We start from the raw sequence: 18594 nt of genomic DNA on the forward strand, positions 1-18594 counted from the left end.
TTAAATTTGTCATGATCATTTTTGCAACCATCCTTCTTTATCAATGTTTTCACCTTTTTAGACAGGGACAAGAATATTTAAAAATTACAAAAAAAGATACATTCCAAAGACAATACTCATTGGAGAATGCATGAAGATTTTTGTAACAGGTGGTGCCGGATATATTGGTTCACATACCTGTGTTGAACTTCTAAATAACGGTTATGATGTAGTCGTCTATGACAATCTTTCAAACAGTTCGGCAGAAGTATTAAAACGTGTTGAAACAATTACCGGAAAAACCGTACAGTTGATTATCGGTGATACCCGTGATGAAATAAAAACAACAGCTGCAATGGCTGGATGTGACTGTGTTATACATTTTGCCGGACTTAAAGCGGTTGGCGAATCGGTTGCAAAACCGCTTGAATATTATGATAACAATGTCCAAGGGACATTATCACTTTTACGCGCAATGCGAACCAACGGTATTAAAACGATTGTCTTTAGCTCCTCTGCAACGGTATACGGAAACCCTGAACGTCTTCCGCTTAGCGAAGACCACCCCCTTCGCACTACCAATCCTTACGGGCAGACGAAGCTCGTCATCGAAGAAATTTTACGCGATCTCTACCGTTCAGACCCATCATGGTGCATAATGATTTTACGTTATTTCAATCCTGTAGGAGCACACGAAAGCGGTCTTATCGGAGAAGATCCCCAAGGGATCCCAAATAACCTTATGCCTTTTATTACACAAGTAGCAATCGGCCAACGTGAAAACTTAAATATTTTTGGAGGTGATTATCCTACTCATGACGGTACAGGTGTAAGAGATTATATTCATGTTGTTGATTTGGCTGAAGGACATATAAAAGCGCTTCAGGCATTAACTGTATCTCAGTGTACCGCTGTAAATCTTGGTACCGGCATAGGATACAGTGTTTTAGATGTAGTAAAAGCATTTTCAAAAGCAAGTGGACAATCAATCCCTTACGCAATTGCCTCACGACGAGAAGGAGATATTGCAGCGTGTTACGCTGATTCAAAATTAGCAAAAAAAATCATTGGATGGAGTGCCAAACGAAACTTAGAAACTATGTGCCGTGATTCGTGGTATTTTCAATCTAGAAACCCAGAAGGATTTATTTGAAACAATTCTCATTTTATTTAAAATACGTCCAAAAGTGACCAAATGGTATCATTACGCAAAAAGTTTGAAATAATGGTGTAATGAAAAATTCGAGTTGCTGAAAACCTTATGACACTACGCTACAATCGGTATTTATAAAAGGTTTTTTAAAATGGATTGTAAAAAAGCACTAAAAAGTGCCCAACCTGTAAAAGTTTAGAGGTCAAAAAGAACGAGAAAAAAAGGAATGTCTAACGAAATTATTCAAGATGCCAAATACAACATATGCTTTAGATACTGAAGCATTCTCACATCTCAAAAAACTTAGCAAACTACATCTGGGATTAACTAAAAAAAGGAAGGTGAAATTGATAGATGAATTCCTAGATAACTATAATAAAAAAATGATTTTTTTGCAGCCCGAATTTTTCATTATGCCCAAAAGTACACTAACTATAAACATTTGAACAAATACTTTTGTTATATTTTTGAATTATATAAGTTCGTCTTTTCGCATCCTTTCTTGAAGTGCTATTAGTATATATGCGCTCACTGTTCCTCCATGAAATTCACGAATTTTATCTTCCCATTCTACTGGTATAGTAATGAGCTTTTTTTTCTTCATTTTGTCGTTTCTCACACTTGTTTCCCGCTCGCTCATAGCTGCAGAATTTTTCACTTTTTCAATGTTTTTTAGAAAACTATTTTTTGCCATACCATATCCTTTATAAATATTTTAAATATTTATTTTATATTTAAAATAGATTTTACTTCGTTGAAAAGTTCATCCATTTCCTGATCGGCTTTACCGAATATCCGATATTCTTTAATGCTTTTCCCCTCACCGACCGAATGGGCAATATCGACACGTTGACGCAGTACAGAGGTAAGGAGTTCAAAATGCTCAGACATACAGATGAATTCGATCAGATCACCAAAGCGTTTCATTGCCGGGTTGATGTTATTAAACAAAATATGAGTTTTTACGATTGCACCTTGAATATCCGAAAGACTTTTCAAAATCTCTTCATATTTTTGCAATCCCATCAAATCGAACGGTTTATCACTCACAGGTGTAATCAATAAATCTGAAGCTATGATCGCTACACGATTATAGGCACTGTCAAATCCACCTGAATCTATGATCGTCAGAATGTCGTCCGAATCATTTTGGGCATATTCCGCTAACTCTTCGGCTGTATTGAAATGAAGCATTGCAATAGGATTTAATCCCTGCTCTTGTCGCAGGGCATTGGTCACAGTTAGAGAGCGTTGTGTATCGAGGTCAACAATCCTGACATCAATGATTTTCGAAAAAGAAACCGCTAGATTCCATGCAACGGTTGATTTTCCGACACCCCCTTTTTGATGCGATAACGTAAGAATCATAGATATACCTTATATATTAAAAAAATATTAAAAGTATATACTTTACATACTTAAACAAATAAATACAGAAGAAAAGTATAAATAGAAAAACGATTTACTAATTTATATAAAAGAGGTGTATAATTGGCATTATCGCGAAAGGAGCAATAATAATGAGCGATCAACAGCTACTTACTTTATTTGTCGGGATTATCGCGATATGTATGATGTTTATTACGCTTGTTATTGTTTTTATCGGAATCAATTCGATCAAAACAATGCATAAAATACATGAGTTTATCGGTCATGTAGAAAATGAACTTAGTTTCATTTCCGGTAAAGCGGTGGTCACATTACAGGATGTGAGCGAGTTACTCGGTCAACTAAAAGGTGAAACACGTTCAATCACTGAAAAATCATTAATGTCGTTGCATGAGCTGCATGCATTAATCGCATTTCTTCATGATGAAACGAAATCTCTTGCACTTAAAGCTTCAAACGGAATTGCAAAAGTAACGCTGGGTACACTTGCTATCGGTGCGCTTTCACAATTTTTCAAGAAAAAATCCAACTAACAAAGGAATACCAATGAACCAACAAAACACACTTCTAACTTTCGTAGTCGGTGCTGCCATCGGGGGTGCAGCTGCATATTATGCCTATAAACATAAAGATGAGATTTTAGAAAAAATCAATGATATGGAAGACAATCTACACTTTGATCAGCACGAATGGATTGAAAAAGCAAAAGATCAGCTCGATCATTTGACACATACGTTCCAATCTGCTGTTCAACGCTATTCTCATTCTTCGAATGAAGAAACATCAAAAGAAGATGAAATCGCACGTCTCACCGAAGAGCTCAACAACCTTCGCCAAGAAATTCAGACACTTAAAGCCGTCTAATCGTTACGTTCCTCTCTTTTAAGGGAGGATGATACGATTCGTTTTTCGCATTGTGCGCAGTGTAGTCACTGCAAAAGCGACAATAGCAGGTCCTAAAATAACTCCCCAGAACCCGAATGTAGCTAATCCTCCGACTATCGCAAAAAAGATCACAAACTCATTGATACGGCGTTTCCCCCGACTGAGAGTACGGTTTACAAAATTTAAAATCACAAGTTTTACAATGTTATCGATAAAAAACGCCATCATTGCATAAGAATAAAGAGAGATAATAAGAACATTCATAATATTTCCCTCGAGATACTCATGTATAACGATGGGAACCCAGACCAATGCCGTACCGACTACCGGAATAATCGAGGATATACCGGTAAGAAAACCGAGTAATAACGCATTGTATCCATCAAAAAAAGCGATGAAAATTCCGAATGCCAAACCTTGAGCAATCATAACTCCTACCAGAGTATAAAAAACGACTGCAATCATCGTTGTCATCTCATCCAAAAACTCCCGCTTTACAGAACGTTTTAAAGGAATTATCGGAAGGAGAAAAAGGGTTATATTTCGGCCGTACCACATCAAAAAAAAGAAAAAAACAACAATCATCGCCATCTCGCCGAGCATCGCCATAAATGTTTTTAACCCATTCCCCATCCATCCGGCTAAGAATTCGATAATCTCGTCTTTGTGTTGTTTGGAAAGTGCAATCGCGTTATCAAGCGGATCTTTTAGCCAAGACAAATAGGAAGGGAGCTGACTACTGATCGAATCAACTTGATTCGTAAAGGTACGAATGAGTTCCATCGTATTTGAAGGATGATCGATCACTTGAAACAAGAACAATGCAATAGGAACAAAGATGATCAGTGCAAGCCCCAATGTAACAATAGCAGCTGAGATCACGGAAGCAAAATTGTTTAATCGTTTATAGGTAGTGATTTTATCTCTAACAATTTTATTGACTGGAGAAACTGCCATAGCAAGGAGTAATGCGACAAAAAAACCTTTTAAGAAAGGTAAAAATAGCCATAGGATGAGAACAAATGCCCCACCCCCGATCCATCGTAAAAAATTATTTTGCCGCATCTAGCTATCCTTATCCGTGTTGAGAATGTATAAAACGCTTATAACTGCCATCTTTTGCTTCTAAAACTTCACGCGTTCCCTCTTCGAGTATGATACCGTTTTCCAATACATAAATATAATCGGCACGTGTCACCGTACTGAGACGATGGGCGATGATAATCACTGTTTTTTCTTTTAGAAATGTCTCCAGTGCCTCAAACAATGCACTCTCGGTATGAACATCAAGTGCCGAAGTAGATTCATCAAAGATTACTACTTTCGGGTTAGCCAACACCATCCGAGCGATACTGAGGCGTTGACGCTGTCCTCCGGAGAGACGAATACCGAATTTTCCTACTTGGGTTTCCAGCCCCATCGGCAAAGTTGCGACAAATTCGCTAAGCTGAGCAATACGTAACGCTTCACCTATCAATCCGTCATCGATCGGATCGCCCATCGTAAGATTAAATCGAAGCGTTTCGTTAAACATCAACGGCTGCTGCAATACAACAAACACTTCATCGCGTATATGTGAAAACCCGATTTTTTCCACATTCACACCGTTATAAAGGATATCCCCGGATGTCGGAGGATAAAATCCGACCAAAAGTTGCGAGAGGGTACTTTTGCCGCTTCCGCTCGCTCCGATAATGGCAACGGTGCTGCCGGATGGAATATCGAGGTTCAGCCCTTTCAACACCGCTTCATCCTCACTGTATCCAAAAACCAGATCACGCGTTTGGATAGAGAGCGATTTTGTCTCCTCAAACGGCTCTTTAGCAGCAGTAAAAACCGGTTCGGAAGGTAGAGACAAAAGTTCATTCAAACGTGCAAGAGCATTTTTAGCGTTTGCAAAACTATACTGCATCGAGAGCAAATCCTGCACTGGTGTCATCATAAACCACAGATAGCCGAAAATCCCAAACATCAATCCAATGCTAAGATCGGAGTAGAGAACCATCACCAGTCCTAATGCACGGAAAATTTCAAATCCGCTCAAAAAAAGTGTGTACGAATATCGCTCTCCCATCAACGCTTTGACACCATACTCACTCGCACTTTGACGCAGCCTTTTCGACTGATCGATAGCATTATGAATAAAACGTTCTTCTTTATTGCTTGCACGTATCTGTCCAAAGAGATCACACATCTGAGTCAATGTATCGGAGAGCTCGCCGATCGTACGGTTTTGCTCTTTTTTAAGCACACCGACTCGGCCTGAAATTTTACGAGTGACAATCATAATGACAGGTTGAAAAATGAGAATAAGTATCCCAAATAGCGGATTTATCCAAATCAATACGGTAGCGACTCCGATGAGAGTCGCTACCGAAACGATAAATTTGGAAAGTGCACTTCCCAAAAACTGCTCGATAGTATCGATATCGGTAATAAGATGCGTAATGACCTTGCCGCTCCCAAGTCTCTCATATGCACTCATCGAAACATGTTTAAGATGTTCCAGCGCGCGGACTCGTATCGTGAAACTCAATTCCTGAGAAAGAGTAATGAAAAAGCGTTGGGATACGACACTGAGGATGAAAAAAACAAATCGTAAGCTTATCGTCACAGCCAGTACGATACCGATGTAAAGTATCGGCTCGTGAGCAGGGGTGAACCAGTCGATGGCTTCAGTGACTTTTCCCCCTTTTTTGAGGAGGACCTCATCTACCATCAGAGGAATCAGCAGAGGAATAGGAATCGATATCAGGGTTGCCAGGATTGCTATGATGTTTCCCCATATCAGGGAGCGTTTGTATCTGAACATCATGGAAAAGAGATTTTTAAAGGTTATCATACTGCGATTATATCGAAAGCTGGTATATCGTTTACAAGTGTTCTTCTAAATAATAAAAATTATCCTTTAGAATTTTGAGTTAACTTTTTGCCTCTCAGTTTAATTAATCTTTGTGTGTTACAATTTCCGCATATTACTCAAAAACCACACAAGGAAATCACATGCTCGTTACAAAAAAAGCTCCTGACTTTACTGCCACTACCGTTCTTGGGAACAACCAAATCGTTGATAACTTCAACCTATACGAAAACCTCGGCGAAAAAGGTGCCGTATTGTTCTTCTATCCGTTGGACTTTACTTTCGTTTGTCCTTCAGAACTTATCGCGTTTGACCACCGTCTTGATGCGTTCACAGAACGCGGAATCAATGTTATCGGTGTATCGGTTGACTCACAATTCAGCCACTTCGCATGGAAAAACACTCCGGTAAACCAAGGCGGTATCGGTCAAGTTCGCTATCCGCTCGTAGCCGATTTGAACAAACAAATCTCACGTGACTACGATGTATTGTTCGGTGAGTCGGTTGCACTTCGCGGATCATTCTTGATCGATAAAGACGGAACTGTTCGTCACGCGGTTATCAATGACCTTCCACTAGGCCGTAACATCGATGAAATGCTTCGTATGATCGATGCAATGTTGTTTACAAACGAACACGGTGAAGTTTGTCCTGCTGGTTGGGCAAAAGGTGACGCAGGTATGAAAGCAAGCACTGAAGGTGTTGCTGAATATCTTGCCGCTCACGCAGAAGAATTATAATTTTCTTTTTCCCTCTCGGGGGAAATCCTATTCCCCTCCTACTCTCTTTTAGCTATTTTTAACAACTTTTTGAAAAAACTATTACTTTAGTATGCTATGATAGACTATTTTATAAATAACCGAGAACAATGATGCAATCGAGAGAGATTAAGTACAGTTTTACACAACATTATCTAATCGCCGTCGTATTACTCGTAATCCTTTCAAGCACTACATTTTATATCCTTACCACAGCTCTTAAAAGCAGTGAAACCACCGCATTTGTTGTTAATCTGTCCGGAAAACAAAGAATGCTTTCACAACGCATTGCTTTATATTCGCAGCTTTATATAAATGCAATCGATCAAAAAAATAATCGTAGAATCGTCGGTATACAAACGGTATTGGAAAATGCCGCCGATGAGATGAGGCTTGAGAATGAGAGGCTCTCATCCGGGGAAATATATCCTGAAAAAAAAGTGGCGCTTTCAAATACACTCCAAAAGCTTTATTTTGAAAAGAATCATCTCAAAGATCGGGTTAATGCATACACTGCCTTAGTCGAAGAACTAATACGTTCCAAAACACGTAAAGAAGCCGAAGCAATTTCCGATAAGATCATCAAATCGTCCAACGCTCTATTAGGTGATTTGAATATGGCAGTACTGCAGTATCAGATAGAGGGTGATACCAATATCTCGAATGTTCAAACAATGGTATTGGTAGTTTGGATAATCACTTTGTTTACTTTGTTACTTGAAATCGTATTTATCTTCCAACCTATGGCTCATAAAATGGCGACGCTTTTCCAGAAAATCGTATGGCATGAACATAATCTTCAAGAAGAGATCAAAATACGGACAAACAGTTTGACGATAGCAAATGAAAAACTTGCTCATTTAGCATCCCATGATCCACTTACCGGATTGAAAAACCGTCTGAATATGGAAACAGAGCTCCAAGAACTGATTGATCATCAAAATATCTACAAAAGTTCCTATGCCGTCGTGATGCTCGATATTGACTGGTTCAAAAAAATCAATGATACCTACGGACACGATGCGGGAGATTTTGTATTATGCGAACTTTCTAAAATCTTTTTGGATACCGTTCGTCCTCAAGACAGTGTTTATCGTGCCGGCGGAGAAGAGTTTGTAATCATATTTAACCGTATTACCAAAGAACAAGTGATTGCTAAATGCGAAAAAATTCGTCAACGCATCCAAGAACATCATTTTGACTATAATGATCTTACTTTTCATATTACGATCAGTATCGGTATCTATCATCCTGAAACCGTACTGGTTAACAGCGTTACTGAAGCACTCAAGCTTGCAGACAATGCCCTCTATGAAGCAAAAAGAGCCGGACGAAATAATGTTGTCGCGATTGACAACTAGCCTTAAACCAGAATAAACACAAAGCAGATCCTATGCAATACTCTTTTTTAGCCTCATATCTTCTTATTATCTTTGCTTTATGGTATTCACGCCGCGAACAGTTCGGTCTGGAAAAGATGATTCTCACCAACTCGATCCTCGCGATGGTGCAATTGGGACTTCTCGGTTATGCTCTCGTCTATCTTTTTCAGATGAAACACCCTGCTCTGCTCTTTTTTGTACTGCTGGGAATGGTGACCTTCGGAGCCTATACCGCCAAGAAACGTGCACCTCTGGGCGAGCACAGTTTTAAAATCGCTTTTTTTAGCCTCGGAGCCTCTTCGGGAATCGTCTTTCTATCGATGATGGCATTCGGAGTTATTCACATGGTACCCAATGAGATGATTCCGATCGGGGGGATGATTATCGGCAATGCTCTTAATGTCTATTCTCAGAGTATCGAGCGTTTTCGTGCCGAGGTGAAAAATACGATTGAGACGATCGAGGGGATGGTGGCTCTCGGTGCACCGATGAAGGAAGCTCTCCGTCTGGCTTCCAAAGCTTCCGTAAAAGCTTCGATGATCCCGACGCTCAATATGCTCCAAACGGTCGGCATCATCCATATCCCCGGTATCACGACGGGGATGCTCCTCGCGGGTGCCGATCCGCTGAGCGCAATCTCGTATCAGCTCGCCGTTATGTATATGATGGTCGCCGTGGCACTGCTCTCAGCCGTGTTTAGCGTGATGTTCTCCTATCGGATCATCATCGGATCGGCATTCACATCGAAGCAATAAATTGTTTCGCTTTAGGGTGAACGAAACAGAGCTTTTCCCACCCTCTATGAGGTTTAATCAATGTTACGCGGTGCGCTGATACGGAGCGCGATAACGCCACATAAAACTGCGAGGGAGCAAATATCTCATTGGTTTCGATAACATAATCGGCTAAACTCATCCCCTGCGATTTGTGGATCGTGATGGCAAAGGCTAACGTGATCGGAAACTGGCTGAGGGTAATCAGTTTCTCTTCACTCGCCGTGCTCCCTTTTTCCACCCACCGTGTTTTGGTGGTATCGACCCGCTCCACTTTGACATTCACTCCGTCTGCTTTTTTTACCCAGATGACATCTTCTTCGATGGAGGTGATACTTCCCCTCTCACCGTTGTAATAGTTCCATGCATTACGGGTAAAAAGGATCGGAGCACCCACTTTCAATGCCAATATAGGTTCAATACGGCTCTCAGCCATAAACCGCTCGACATCACGTTCCTGCATCTTTTTATCATGGATCGTCACATAGGTGGAGAGTTCGACAATCTCACCGTGCAAATGCTCCAACTGGGAGCGGTTATGGTTCTGGGCACTGATATTTTTACCGAACAACAACGTAACCGAACTCATATCCTCACTCAGCGGTTTAACCAATTCATCCAGCGCATTGATCGCCTCTTCATCGATACGTGCATGACGCACCTGTTCCAAAAGGGTCAAAAACTCCGCTTCATGGGTACGATATGAACCTTCCAAATGGATCGTCTCAAAACCAAAACGCTCCCAGCTCGGAGACTCAAACGCAAAGTAGATCGGTTCATTCCCCCGCGTCACTGGTGGAAGCTGCAAAAAGTCCCCTACGACGATAAGCCGTCCGCTAAATTCCGCTTGCAGCAATCGCAGACGGATCATATCGAGCAGCGGTGCTCCCACCATCGAAATCTCATCGATAACGATGATCTGCATGGAACGGATCAGTTTGATGATCTTTTTGGCAGGTTCGAGTTTTCCGTTGCGCTCCAGCTCACCTTGCGAATTCGCGATCCCAAGATCAAAAAAGCTATGAAGCGTCTGCCCCCCGATGAGTGTCGCTGCCATCCCCGTGGAGGCGAGACGGGCCACCGATTTTCCCTTTTGCACAGTATCCCCGATCAAAGCGCGGGTCAACGTCGTTTTCCCCGATCCCGCACCTCCGGTGATGAAAAGATTGGACGTTTCTAAAATCTTTAGCGCGTTTTCAACCATTCTCATCCTTTAATTCGATCACACGGCCAAACGGCACATCTACGCGTTGCGGTGCGATCCATAGTACCTCATACAGCGGTTCATAGGGGGGAAATTTTCCGTCCAGATCGGTAAAATACAAAAGAACTTTCGGACGCTGCGTCCAAGACTCTATTATCTCGAAAACCGGGTTAAAATCGGTTCCCCCTCCCCCATTCAAAACATATTCGATACCCTCACCGTTTTCAAACCGTGTATGGCTTCGTATCCTATCATCACACACCATTAAGTCGATAGTGTACGAGCCGAATGTCTCCATAATCGATTCCACCTCGGCGATGAAACGTGAGAGCAGTACCTCATCCACCGATCCCGAACTGTCAATCGCGATAGCGAGGTCCAGATGACGGGACGATGACCCTGGCAGATATATCCCCTCGTAGAGAAGTTTTTTTGAGGGTGGGATGAGAGTGTAATCGCTGATGTAATGCCCGCCGATACAATCGCGCAATTCGCTTCTCCAATCGATCCGGCTTTTCGCCTGTAAACCGAACTGCCGCGAAAATGCTTCAGAGAGAGGATCGTCTTTTTCCATCGCATCGTGTGTCCGGCGTTCACGCTGAGCACGGGAGAGCTTTTCATCGGCACTCTCTCCGTCTCTGCGATCATCCGCATCTCGATCGTTCTGTTCCTGATCCAAAAACTCGAGTGAGAGTTCCGCATAGATCTCTTCGGCACTGAGGTTACCGAAACGTTTGTCATAGGTGATTTTCGGAGGGGGAGTAAAACCGTTGTCAATCAAGAGAGTATTGATTGCATAATCGCATGCCATTGCCCACAACCACGGGCTCCGGTTTCCGCGTCGAAGTGTATGGGAGAGCGCTTCATGCAATGCTCCATTGCACAGGACAAACAACCGCTCATCATTGCTAAGAGGCTCAATATAGGCTTCGCGGTACTCGATCGTATTCTCCCGTGTTGTGAAGCTTTCGATATTGTCGTTGAGTACCATCTCCATCCCTGATGCAATCGTCCCGAAAAAGGGGTACTCGAGAAGAAGTTTGGCTTTAAGGGGAGAAAAATCGATCATAACAGATAGGCGTACGCCTCAACCCATTCGCCGAACGCATCAAGATGTTCCATCACGACCCCTTGACGTTGCAGGTCTTGAACAATCATCACCGCAAACTCGTTTTTGAGTTTCAGAGTATAGCGCAAAACATGTGAGACTGCTTCATCGGAAGGAGCTGTCAGTATACGCGTTACCAGAGCCGATGAGAGCGCGTAGAGAGTAGAAAGATCCGTAGGCACTTCACTCTCCTCTCCGAGTAAAATTGCATCCACATCAGGAAGTTTGTCCATGACCTGCACAAACCCTAAAAAATCAACGGCGGCATCTTCGCCCACCGCACCAGCGATCGCTTCCAGCCACAGCGTTTTGGACAACGCACTGTTCACAATCGTATGCACCGCTTCCCAGCTGCGCGGCGTGGCAAAACTCCGCTCATTTTTCAGCGGATCGAATCCGAACAGCGCACTGTTTTTAAATCCGATGTAGGCGACAACCCGGACATCGATTCCTCTGCTAAGTGCCCAATCGCGCCAATCGGAAGCATTGACTTCCATCTCGATATGGACAAACCGATTCGCCAACGGAGAGGGAAGACGATAGACGACCCCGCGGTCTCCCTCGCGGTTACCCGCCGCGACGATCGCCCACCCATCAGGAAGAGTGTATTCCCCCACTTTACGATCCAAAATCAGCTGATATGCCGATGCCTGTACCGCCGGAGCGGCGGAGTTGAGCTCATCGAGAAAAAGAATTCCCTTCCCCTCACGCGGCAGAAACGACGGCGGTGCCCATAACGCACTGTGAGAATCTCTCTCGTAAAACGGTATCCCTTTGAGATCGGTCGGATCCATCAGCGACAAACGCAGATCGATGCATTCAATGCCGTTTTCACGGGCAATTTGTTTGATGATGGACGATTTCCCGATCCCCGGAGCTCCCCACAGAAATGTCGGTATCTTCGAATCGATCATAGATCGCATCGTCTCTATCGTATCTTTGGTGCGCATCAGCTCCATCCTATGTTGTGAGTTTGTATATGTTTTCCGAACGTCGGATTCGTTTTAACGCTTCGCTCAAACCTCTGATCCAACGAGAGTTGATACAACACATCGATCGGTGTAGAGGGATTGGCAGCCAGTGCCCCTAAAACAGAGGGATCATTGCTTTGGGACAACTCTTCTAAAATCGTATCCGGCAAAGAGGGGTTAGCTGCCAATGCCCCCGAAAATCTACCTAGAGAATAAAGAAAAACACATCGTTCCGGGCTCAAAGCGCTGTTGGATGCCAATGCATTCATCACCTCATCATTATCACTCCGGATCAGTTTCTCTTGCATCCATTCGGTAAGTGTGGGATTCGATGCCAGTTGGAGAGGATATACAGCGGCAAAGCGTTCAAACCACCCTTCATCCAAAACAATGTGTTTGGCCAAAAGCTCACCTGCCGTATCGGCTAACAACTGTGCTCCTCGATGGGAGAGTGATTCATTCTGTGCCAAAATCGGGTGAAGTTTTTCGACTTTCAACAGCTCCTCTTCAAGCGAAAGGGGAACCCGATGCGCCAAAAGCTCAGACCGCTCTTTAATCAACAGTCGAAGCAGTGATTCGGGAGTATCGGGGTGCAATGCAATCGCATCCAGTACCCCGTGATAGGAGCGATCGGTAGGATTTTTGATTTCATGCGCTATCGGAGCAAGTTGCGATATTGCCTCGATCAACTCTGCATTGCCGTAACGCTCGATCAGATGCGCCAACCCGCTCATCGCATACTGGACATTATGATTTCGCTCCAGATCTGCATAAAAACGCCCGATGATCGAAGCGGTTACGTCCCGATTTGTGTCATTATCAAACAACCCCTCATTCTGCCAATCATAGAGTTTGAGAAGTTTGAAAAACAGTTCATCCGTTATGTAAGGATTTTGCAAAAAATCGACAAGCCGTTCCTGATTACGGGAAAGTTTGAGACTCATTAATAACCGGTTAGGTTCAATGGATCGGCATAACCACTCTTCTACGCCTGAGAGTTCGACGATAGGGCAACTTTGCATTTCATACAGACGTGCCGATTCTGCCTGTTCGTACGGGTTCATCATCCGCCCCTCAATGATCAAAGCGACCTCATCATTGTAACTGCCGATACGCTCAATTTTATGGAGTTTCAAGAGAGTATCAAACTCCTCCATATTCAAAGCACGGGTTTTACCTAACAATAGAATCGATTTTCCGCTTAGCTCATTGTAGTTCATAACGCGTATTATATTCACTCACTCTAAAAAACTCACACAAAGGTATAATGTCATCAATAGTTTAAAAGGATTTTAACGATGGAAGAACTTTACGAGGGAATTGCCGCTTACGATGCGGGAGACTTTGAAAAAGCCTACAAAATACTTCACCCTTTAGCTGCATACAAACGTAATTCAGAAGCGCAGTTTCATATGGGGATGATCTATTTTTACGGCGAGGGGGTCGAAAAAGACATCGATCAGGCAATGGAGTGGTGGAAAAAAGCGATGAAAAACGGTCATGTCGATGCAGCGTACCGCCTCAGCGAAATCGCAACATCAACAAAAACGACATTTTAACCTAAAACCTTCCCGATGCTGTAACGCATATCTTCATCGAGACTGTCCATATTGCCGAGCATCCAAGTGAGATACCCTTTATCCGCTTCGGCAATTTCGGTCAAGGTTTTACCTTTATATTTTCCAAATTTAAGCGGCCTTGTATAAAATACCGGTGTCTGAGTCAACTCGACCATCTTATCGATCGGATTAGCCCCCTCAAACCGCTCTTGCAACCGTTTGCGAAGCTCACTAAGAAATAATTTTAATACCAAAACATCACCGATCGCATCGTGGGCTTTTACTTCAATCCCCAAAGCATCTGCTTCGGCTTGTTCGACTTTATACAACCCGAGACGATATCTAAAATACTGCAATCGATGGGCTTCTTCATCCTCAAATAGATGACGTGCACACCGTAACGTATCAATCAAACGCATCTGCGACGTAAAATCCTCTTTGGCCAACATCCCTAAATCGAAAGGGGCATTATGGATAATAAGAACATTTTCGGGAGCATTCAGAGCACATAATGCTTGAAAAGCAGATGTTTCGGTACACGGCGGTTTTCCTTCAATCATATCGGGAGTTATTCCGTGTACTTCCATTGCTCCGTATCCGATAGGCAGAGGAGCTGAACATAAATCGTTATGAACTTCGACGTTTTTGCCGTCCAAAACCATAAAACCGAGCTGGATGATTCGATCCGAATCTCCGGCCCCTGTTGTCTCAGTATCGAGTAAAACGTATTTTGCCATTAATACTGATCGTCTTCAGCATCAATATCGAACTCATCATAGTCGTCTTCGTCTTCCTCGTCCTCGTCATCGTAGAGCATATCATCATCCTCATCCCCCTCATCGCTCTCTCGCATAGAGGTAAGCTCGGTATAAAGCTGCTCCGCTTCTTCTTCATCAACGTCACCGCTTTGGATCTCTTTGAGAAGCTCTTTATACTCATCACGAAGTGCTTGCATATCTTCTAATTGTGCGCGTTCTTGGGGAGTCGCATCTTTCTGCGACGCTATAGATTCAAAAATATCGTCAATATGTTCTTCGACATCAGGAATCAACTCGTTTTGAATCAAATGTTTTAATTGTGCAATATAGGCCATTTTTTATCCTTATGATTTGGATATATCATTATACTTCAAAAATTCCTCAAATTTTTCTTCACTGAGTGGTCGGGCGTATATATATCCCTGTCCCTGCTGACATCCGCATTCTTTCAGTGCACTCGCCTGGATCTCATCTTCTATTCCCTCAGCAATCGTCGTAAGCCCAAGTGCATGGGCCATAGCTATGATCGCTTTGACAATTGCACTGTCTTGTTCGTCAGAGGGGATGCCGCGAACAAACGACTGATCAATTTTCAGTTTATCGATCGAAAAACTTTTGAGGTAGCTCAAACTTGAATAGCCTGTACCGAAATCATCGATTGCGACCTCAATTCCGAGCGCCTTTAATGCTATGAGTTTTTCTCCTAATTCCTTCGGATCGCTCATCAAGACACTCTCTGTAATCTCCAACTCGACAAACTCAGGTGCCAACGTGCTTTCGGTGATTATCCGATGGATCGTTTCAACGACATCGGGACGTTCAAACTGTTTTCCCGATACATTAACCGATATTCTCCCTTTAAATAATCCCTGTTCAATAAGGCGTTTAACCGCTGCACACGCTTGAGCCAATACCTGTTCACCGATAGGGATGATAAGACGGTTGGATTCGGCCAACAGGATAAACATATCTGGCCGTACGATCCCGATCGACGGGTGCTGCCATCGAACCAATGCTTCCGCACCGATCACCTTGCCGCTTTTAAGATCAATCTGCGGCTGATAGTAAACGATAAATTCCTTTTCTTCAACTGCACGATGGAGTTCCCGCTCCATAAGTACCCGTTCGAATAATTGGACACTCATTTCCTGCGTATAAAAATAATAGCTGTTTTGTCCGCTCTCTTTAGCACGGCGCAACGCGATATCGGCATTTTTTAGAAGCGTTTCTCCATCTTCCGCATCATCAGGATAAATAGTAATCCCGATGCTTGCCGTCAATTTCAAATCACCAAATGACGTATCTATCGGTTCTTTAAAAAGATGCATAATCTGATTCAGCGTACGTTCACATTGACTGATCTCTTCTATCTCTTCAAGTATGATGACAAACTCGTCACCCCCTACCCGCGAAATCGTATCTTCCTGACGTATCAGCGTTCTCATCCCTGAAGCGATCCGTTTAATAACCAAATCCCCTACATTGTACCCGTACGACTCATTAATGTCTTTAAAATTGTCAATATCCACATACAACACGGCAACCTTTGTTTTCTCACGTTTTGCCCTCTGCATCGAGTGTTCTAACCGTGCTCCTAAAAGTAGACGATTCGGCAGATTGGTCAATACATCGTAATGTGTCACCCGCTCGATTTCACGCTCCGATTCTCGGATTTTGGTGATATCCTCCCCCGAAGAAAATGTCCCGATAATCTCTCCGTTGCGATCTTTTAACAGTGCATTGTGCCACGCTATGACTCGAGTATTTCCCTCTTTGGTATATACCTTATTTTCATAATACTCTACTACATCCCTTTTTCCGGAGACAACGTCTGCAAACAGTGTTTTTGTCATCTCTCTGTCTTCGTTGGATGTAAAGGTTTCAAACCAATCTTTCCCGATTGCATCTTCCTGAGTGATTCCTAAAAGTTGACACCCTTTTGGATTAATCAGGTCGACTTTTCCCTCTTTGTTCAACGCCAAAAACATGACCGATGCGACATCCAGATAGAGCCGGCTTTTCTCCTGTTCAAGCTCGATCGTATATTCCATCGTTTTGCGCAACTCTTCACCCAACCGAACCAGCTCGCTTATATCGTTTAAAAAAAGTTTCATGATAGGCTGATTATTGACCTCAGCTTCGATCAGTGTTACTTCATATACGCGATCATTAATTTCAATCTTCTCTTTATCCACGCCACCCTGTGTCCGCAAAGTGAGTAAAAGTGTCTGCCAAATCTTATCCGGAAACATTTTGGATACGCAGTCATCGATTTTAACCTGAAAGGTCATCATTGCTTCGGCATTCAGCCATTTTATAATCTGCTGTTCTCCCAAATCAATGATTTCACAAAATGCAAGCCCCAATAAATTATACGTTGCTTTGGTATCGCGCAATTTTGATTCGAGTTTTACTTCCAAGGCCGTGTTGTAATTGAGAACCAAATCTTTTTCAGACAAGAGATACATATCGTTCTCTCTTCCTTTGACCATCAAATGATGGACACCCCGTTCTCTCATCATATCAATTGCATCATGGACTTTCTCATTCATCTCCACAGTGATGATGGGAAAATGCATATAACGGGCGATTGGTTCACTGCTTGATATTTCCCGATACGCCAATTCTAAGACATCCTGTTCTGTTACGATTCCGACAGGAGTATTGTTTTCCAGCACAATAAGGACATCTCTGTTTTCACTTTGGAGAAGGTTAATCGCTTCTAAGATACTAGCGTCATGGTGTACCGACACCGCACGGTTCCGGCGGTTCAGACACTGGAACACTTCTTGGGCTGTATGGACTTTATTCTCATAGTAAGTAAGAATGTCACTCTGAAGCAAAGTGGAAATATAATTCTCTTTTTCGTCAATCAGTACCAATCTGCGTACATCATAATCGATCATCAATTCAATCGCCATTTCTACAGGGCGGTCATTATGAATCGAAAGGACAGGATAGCTCGCAACATCAATCGCTTTGATATCTCCATCAGTTCCATTCCGATAGAACTCAATTATATTTTTAAGGGTAAGAATTCCGATGGCTGAGTCATTCTCAACGACAATAACATGGCTGATCCCCTCTTGACCCATTCTGTCTATCGCATCATTAAGCGTTGAATCAATACTGATGCAATCGTTTTTATACGTAACAAGATCACTGAGAAGCATAATTATTATCCTAAAATCAATTAGAATGATTATACACCATTAAAGTAAGGATCAATGAAGAGGGATTGAGGTATGTTCTTTAAAATTTTGAAGTTTATATTATTGATTTAAAATGAAGGATGGTGCGGACGGGGGGATTTGAACCCCCACACACGTAATGCGCTACCACCTCAAGGTAGTGTGTCTACCGTTCCACCACGTCCGCGTTAAAAAAGAAAGTGATCAGCCGAAGCTGATCAGAAGAAAAGTCGAAACTTACGCAGCCAAATATGGGTTAGCGTAAAGAGCGATAAGAGCGATAACAAGTGTATAGATAACTTGTGCTTCGATCATTGCAAGAGCGATGAACATAGTAGTCATCAATTTACCGCCAAGACCCGGGTTACGAGCTGTACCTGCGATAGTTGCAGCAGCAGTGCTACCCATACCGATTGCTCCACCAAGAGCAGCCAAACCAAGACCAACACCGGCAGCGATCATAGAATACGCTTTCAATGTTTGGTTAGCAACGTCTGCAGATGCAGCAGCTACAGCTGGAGCAGCGTCTACAGCAGTTTCAACAACAGCTGCAGCTTCGTCCGCACCGAATACAGAAGCTACAAGAGCAAGCAAAAGAAAAAATACTTTTTTCATGAGTAATCT

The 18594-nt window shown here is 42.8% G+C and carries 19 protein-coding genes and 1 tRNA gene; 7 read left to right on the top strand and 13 right to left on the bottom strand.

What is annotated here, in order from left to right:
• The first annotated feature begins 130 nt into the window (after window positions 1-130).
• On the top strand, window positions 131-1132 hold the full coding sequence (gene galE / locus PHE37_RS01520) for a UDP-glucose 4-epimerase GalE (RefSeq protein ID WP_299994212.1): 1002 nt from the start codon (window positions 131-133) through the stop codon (window positions 1130-1132).
• Between the two features lie 472 nt (window positions 1133-1604).
• On the opposite strand, the gene PHE37_RS01525 is transcribed toward galE, so the two are convergent.
• Together PHE37_RS01525 and PHE37_RS01530 are read right to left on the bottom strand one after the other, a co-directional pair.
• Window positions 1605-1826 carry a hypothetical protein gene (locus PHE37_RS01525; protein ID WP_299994210.1) on the bottom strand — a complete coding sequence of 74 codons (222 nt, stop codon included), beginning with the start codon at window positions 1824-1826 and terminating at the stop codon, window positions 1605-1607.
• A gap of 29 nt (window positions 1827-1855) precedes the next feature.
• Window positions 1856-2500 (bottom strand): ParA family protein, encoded by a 645-nt coding sequence (locus tag PHE37_RS01530; RefSeq protein WP_299994208.1) that lies wholly within the window; start codon window positions 2498-2500, stop codon window positions 1856-1858.
• Between the two features lie 152 nt (window positions 2501-2652).
• On the opposite strand from PHE37_RS01530, the gene PHE37_RS01535 reads away from it, so the two are divergent.
• Together PHE37_RS01535 and PHE37_RS01540 are read left to right on the top strand one after the other, a co-directional pair.
• Window positions 2653-3054, top strand: coding sequence for a hypothetical protein (locus PHE37_RS01535; RefSeq protein WP_299994206.1), 402 nt, complete (start codon window positions 2653-2655; stop codon window positions 3052-3054).
• Window positions 3055-3067: 13 nt separating this feature from the next.
• Window positions 3068-3385: a hypothetical protein gene (locus PHE37_RS01540; RefSeq protein ID WP_299994204.1), complete on the top strand. Its 318-nt coding sequence runs from the start codon at window positions 3068-3070 to the stop codon at window positions 3383-3385.
• 18 nt (window positions 3386-3403) lie between these two features.
• Here the strand turns inward: PHE37_RS01540 and PHE37_RS01545 are convergent, their stop codons facing one another.
• Window positions 3404-4471, bottom strand: coding sequence for an AI-2E family transporter (locus PHE37_RS01545; RefSeq protein WP_299994201.1), 1068 nt, complete (start codon window positions 4469-4471; stop codon window positions 3404-3406).
• 10 nt (window positions 4472-4481) lie between these two features.
• Complete coding sequence (locus PHE37_RS01550; RefSeq protein ID WP_299994199.1) at window positions 4482-6248, bottom strand: ABC transporter ATP-binding protein; 1767 nt, start codon at window positions 6246-6248, stop codon at window positions 4482-4484.
• Between the two features lie 161 nt (window positions 6249-6409).
• On the opposite strand from PHE37_RS01550, the gene PHE37_RS01555 reads away from it, so the two are divergent.
• From PHE37_RS01555 to fetB, 3 genes are all read left to right on the top strand, one after another.
• Window positions 6410-7006 (top strand): peroxiredoxin, encoded by a 597-nt coding sequence (locus PHE37_RS01555; RefSeq protein ID WP_299994197.1) that lies wholly within the window; start codon window positions 6410-6412, stop codon window positions 7004-7006.
• A 128-nt stretch (window positions 7007-7134) separates the two neighbouring features.
• On the top strand, window positions 7135-8385 hold the full coding sequence (locus PHE37_RS01560; protein ID WP_299994195.1) for a diguanylate cyclase: 1251 nt from the start codon (window positions 7135-7137) through the stop codon (window positions 8383-8385).
• A gap of 32 nt (window positions 8386-8417) precedes the next feature.
• Window positions 8418-9161: an iron export ABC transporter permease subunit FetB gene (gene fetB, locus PHE37_RS01565; protein WP_299994193.1), complete on the top strand. Its 744-nt coding sequence runs from the start codon at window positions 8418-8420 to the stop codon at window positions 9159-9161.
• On the opposite strand, the gene PHE37_RS01570 is transcribed toward fetB, so the two are convergent.
• The 4 genes from PHE37_RS01570 to PHE37_RS01585 are packed head-to-tail and all read right to left on the bottom strand — an operon-like array spanning window position 9145 to window position 13682.
• On the bottom strand, window positions 9145-10383 hold the full coding sequence (locus PHE37_RS01570; protein WP_299994191.1) for a DEAD/DEAH box helicase: 1239 nt from the start codon (window positions 10381-10383) through the stop codon (window positions 9145-9147). The genes fetB and PHE37_RS01570 overlap by 17 nt on opposite strands.
• Complete coding sequence (locus tag PHE37_RS01575) at window positions 10376-11452, bottom strand: VWA-like domain-containing protein (protein WP_299994189.1); 1077 nt, start codon at window positions 11450-11452, stop codon at window positions 10376-10378. The genes PHE37_RS01570 and PHE37_RS01575 overlap by 8 nt, the downstream gene beginning before the upstream one ends.
• Window positions 11449-12441, bottom strand: a complete 993-nt coding sequence (locus PHE37_RS01580) for a MoxR family ATPase (protein ID WP_299994187.1) — start codon at window positions 12439-12441, stop codon at window positions 11449-11451. Before PHE37_RS01580 ends, PHE37_RS01575 begins: the two co-directional genes overlap by 4 nt.
• Window positions 12441-13682: a hypothetical protein gene (locus PHE37_RS01585; protein WP_299994185.1), complete on the bottom strand. Its 1242-nt coding sequence runs from the start codon at window positions 13680-13682 to the stop codon at window positions 12441-12443. Before PHE37_RS01585 ends, PHE37_RS01580 begins: the two co-directional genes overlap by 1 nt.
• Before the next feature lie 78 nt (window positions 13683-13760).
• Between PHE37_RS01585 and PHE37_RS01590 the strand changes: the two genes are divergently transcribed.
• The gene (locus PHE37_RS01590) at window positions 13761-14021 is read left to right on the top strand and encodes a hypothetical protein (RefSeq protein WP_299994184.1); all 261 of its coding nucleotides are present in this window, start codon (window positions 13761-13763) and stop codon (window positions 14019-14021) included.
• Here PHE37_RS01590 and PHE37_RS01595 read toward each other — a convergent pair.
• The 5 genes from PHE37_RS01595 to PHE37_RS01615 form a co-directional block, all read right to left on the bottom strand.
• Window positions 14018-14758: an exonuclease domain-containing protein gene (locus tag PHE37_RS01595; RefSeq protein ID WP_299994182.1), complete on the bottom strand. Its 741-nt coding sequence runs from the start codon at window positions 14756-14758 to the stop codon at window positions 14018-14020. The genes PHE37_RS01590 and PHE37_RS01595 overlap by 4 nt on opposite strands.
• Complete coding sequence (locus tag PHE37_RS01600) at window positions 14758-15114, bottom strand: hypothetical protein (protein ID WP_299994181.1); 357 nt, start codon at window positions 15112-15114, stop codon at window positions 14758-14760. The genes PHE37_RS01595 and PHE37_RS01600 overlap by 1 nt, the downstream gene beginning before the upstream one ends.
• Before the next feature lie 9 nt (window positions 15115-15123).
• Window positions 15124-17952: an EAL domain-containing protein gene (locus PHE37_RS01605; RefSeq protein ID WP_299994179.1), complete on the bottom strand. Its 2829-nt coding sequence runs from the start codon at window positions 17950-17952 to the stop codon at window positions 15124-15126.
• Window positions 17953-18072: 120 nt separating this feature from the next.
• Window positions 18073-18157 (bottom strand) — tRNA-Leu (locus PHE37_RS01610).
• A gap of 50 nt (window positions 18158-18207) precedes the next feature.
• Window positions 18208-18585, bottom strand: a complete 378-nt coding sequence (locus tag PHE37_RS01615) for a F0F1 ATP synthase subunit C (protein ID WP_299994177.1) — start codon at window positions 18583-18585, stop codon at window positions 18208-18210.
• Window positions 18586-18594: the final 9 nt, after the last annotated feature.

Source organism: Sulfuricurvum sp., assembly GCF_028681615.1.
Taxonomy (GTDB): Bacteria; Campylobacterota; Campylobacteria; order Campylobacterales; family Sulfurimonadaceae; genus Sulfuricurvum.

Bases quoted from the DNA above. Each gene is read 5' to 3' on its own strand.
- galE (WP_299994212.1), top strand. From the start codon at position 131: ATGAAGATTTTTGTAACAGGTGGTGCCGGATATATTGGTTCACATACC.
- PHE37_RS01525 (WP_299994210.1), bottom strand. From the start codon at position 1,826: ATGGCAAAAAATAGTTTTCTAAAAAACATTGAAAAAGTGAAAAATTCT.
- PHE37_RS01530 (WP_299994208.1), bottom strand. From the start codon at position 2,500: ATGATTCTTACGTTATCGCATCAAAAAGGGGGTGTCGGAAAATCAACC.
- PHE37_RS01535 (WP_299994206.1), top strand. From the start codon at position 2,653: ATGAGCGATCAACAGCTACTTACTTTATTTGTCGGGATTATCGCGATA.
- PHE37_RS01540 (WP_299994204.1), top strand. From the start codon at position 3,068: ATGAACCAACAAAACACACTTCTAACTTTCGTAGTCGGTGCTGCCATC.
- PHE37_RS01545 (WP_299994201.1), bottom strand. From the start codon at position 4,471: ATGCGGCAAAATAATTTTTTACGATGGATCGGGGGTGGGGCATTTGTT.
- PHE37_RS01550 (WP_299994199.1), bottom strand. From the start codon at position 6,248: ATGATAACCTTTAAAAATCTCTTTTCCATGATGTTCAGATACAAACGC.
- PHE37_RS01555 (WP_299994197.1), top strand. From the start codon at position 6,410: ATGCTCGTTACAAAAAAAGCTCCTGACTTTACTGCCACTACCGTTCTT.
- PHE37_RS01560 (WP_299994195.1), top strand. From the start codon at position 7,135: ATGATGCAATCGAGAGAGATTAAGTACAGTTTTACACAACATTATCTA.
- fetB (WP_299994193.1), top strand. From the start codon at position 8,418: ATGCAATACTCTTTTTTAGCCTCATATCTTCTTATTATCTTTGCTTTA.
- PHE37_RS01570 (WP_299994191.1), bottom strand. From the start codon at position 10,383: ATGGTTGAAAACGCGCTAAAGATTTTAGAAACGTCCAATCTTTTCATC.
- PHE37_RS01575 (WP_299994189.1), bottom strand. From the start codon at position 11,452: ATGATCGATTTTTCTCCCCTTAAAGCCAAACTTCTTCTCGAGTACCCC.
- PHE37_RS01580 (WP_299994187.1), bottom strand. From the start codon at position 12,441: ATGCGCACCAAAGATACGATAGAGACGATGCGATCTATGATCGATTCG.
- PHE37_RS01585 (WP_299994185.1), bottom strand. From the start codon at position 13,682: ATGAACTACAATGAGCTAAGCGGAAAATCGATTCTATTGTTAGGTAAA.
- PHE37_RS01590 (WP_299994184.1), top strand. From the start codon at position 13,761: ATGGAAGAACTTTACGAGGGAATTGCCGCTTACGATGCGGGAGACTTT.
- PHE37_RS01595 (WP_299994182.1), bottom strand. From the start codon at position 14,758: ATGGCAAAATACGTTTTACTCGATACTGAGACAACAGGGGCCGGAGAT.
- PHE37_RS01600 (WP_299994181.1), bottom strand. From the start codon at position 15,114: ATGGCCTATATTGCACAATTAAAACATTTGATTCAAAACGAGTTGATT.
- PHE37_RS01605 (WP_299994179.1), bottom strand. From the start codon at position 17,952: ATGCTTCTCAGTGATCTTGTTACGTATAAAAACGATTGCATCAGTATT.
- PHE37_RS01615 (WP_299994177.1), bottom strand. From the start codon at position 18,585: ATGAAAAAAGTATTTTTTCTTTTGCTTGCTCTTGTAGCTTCTGTATTC.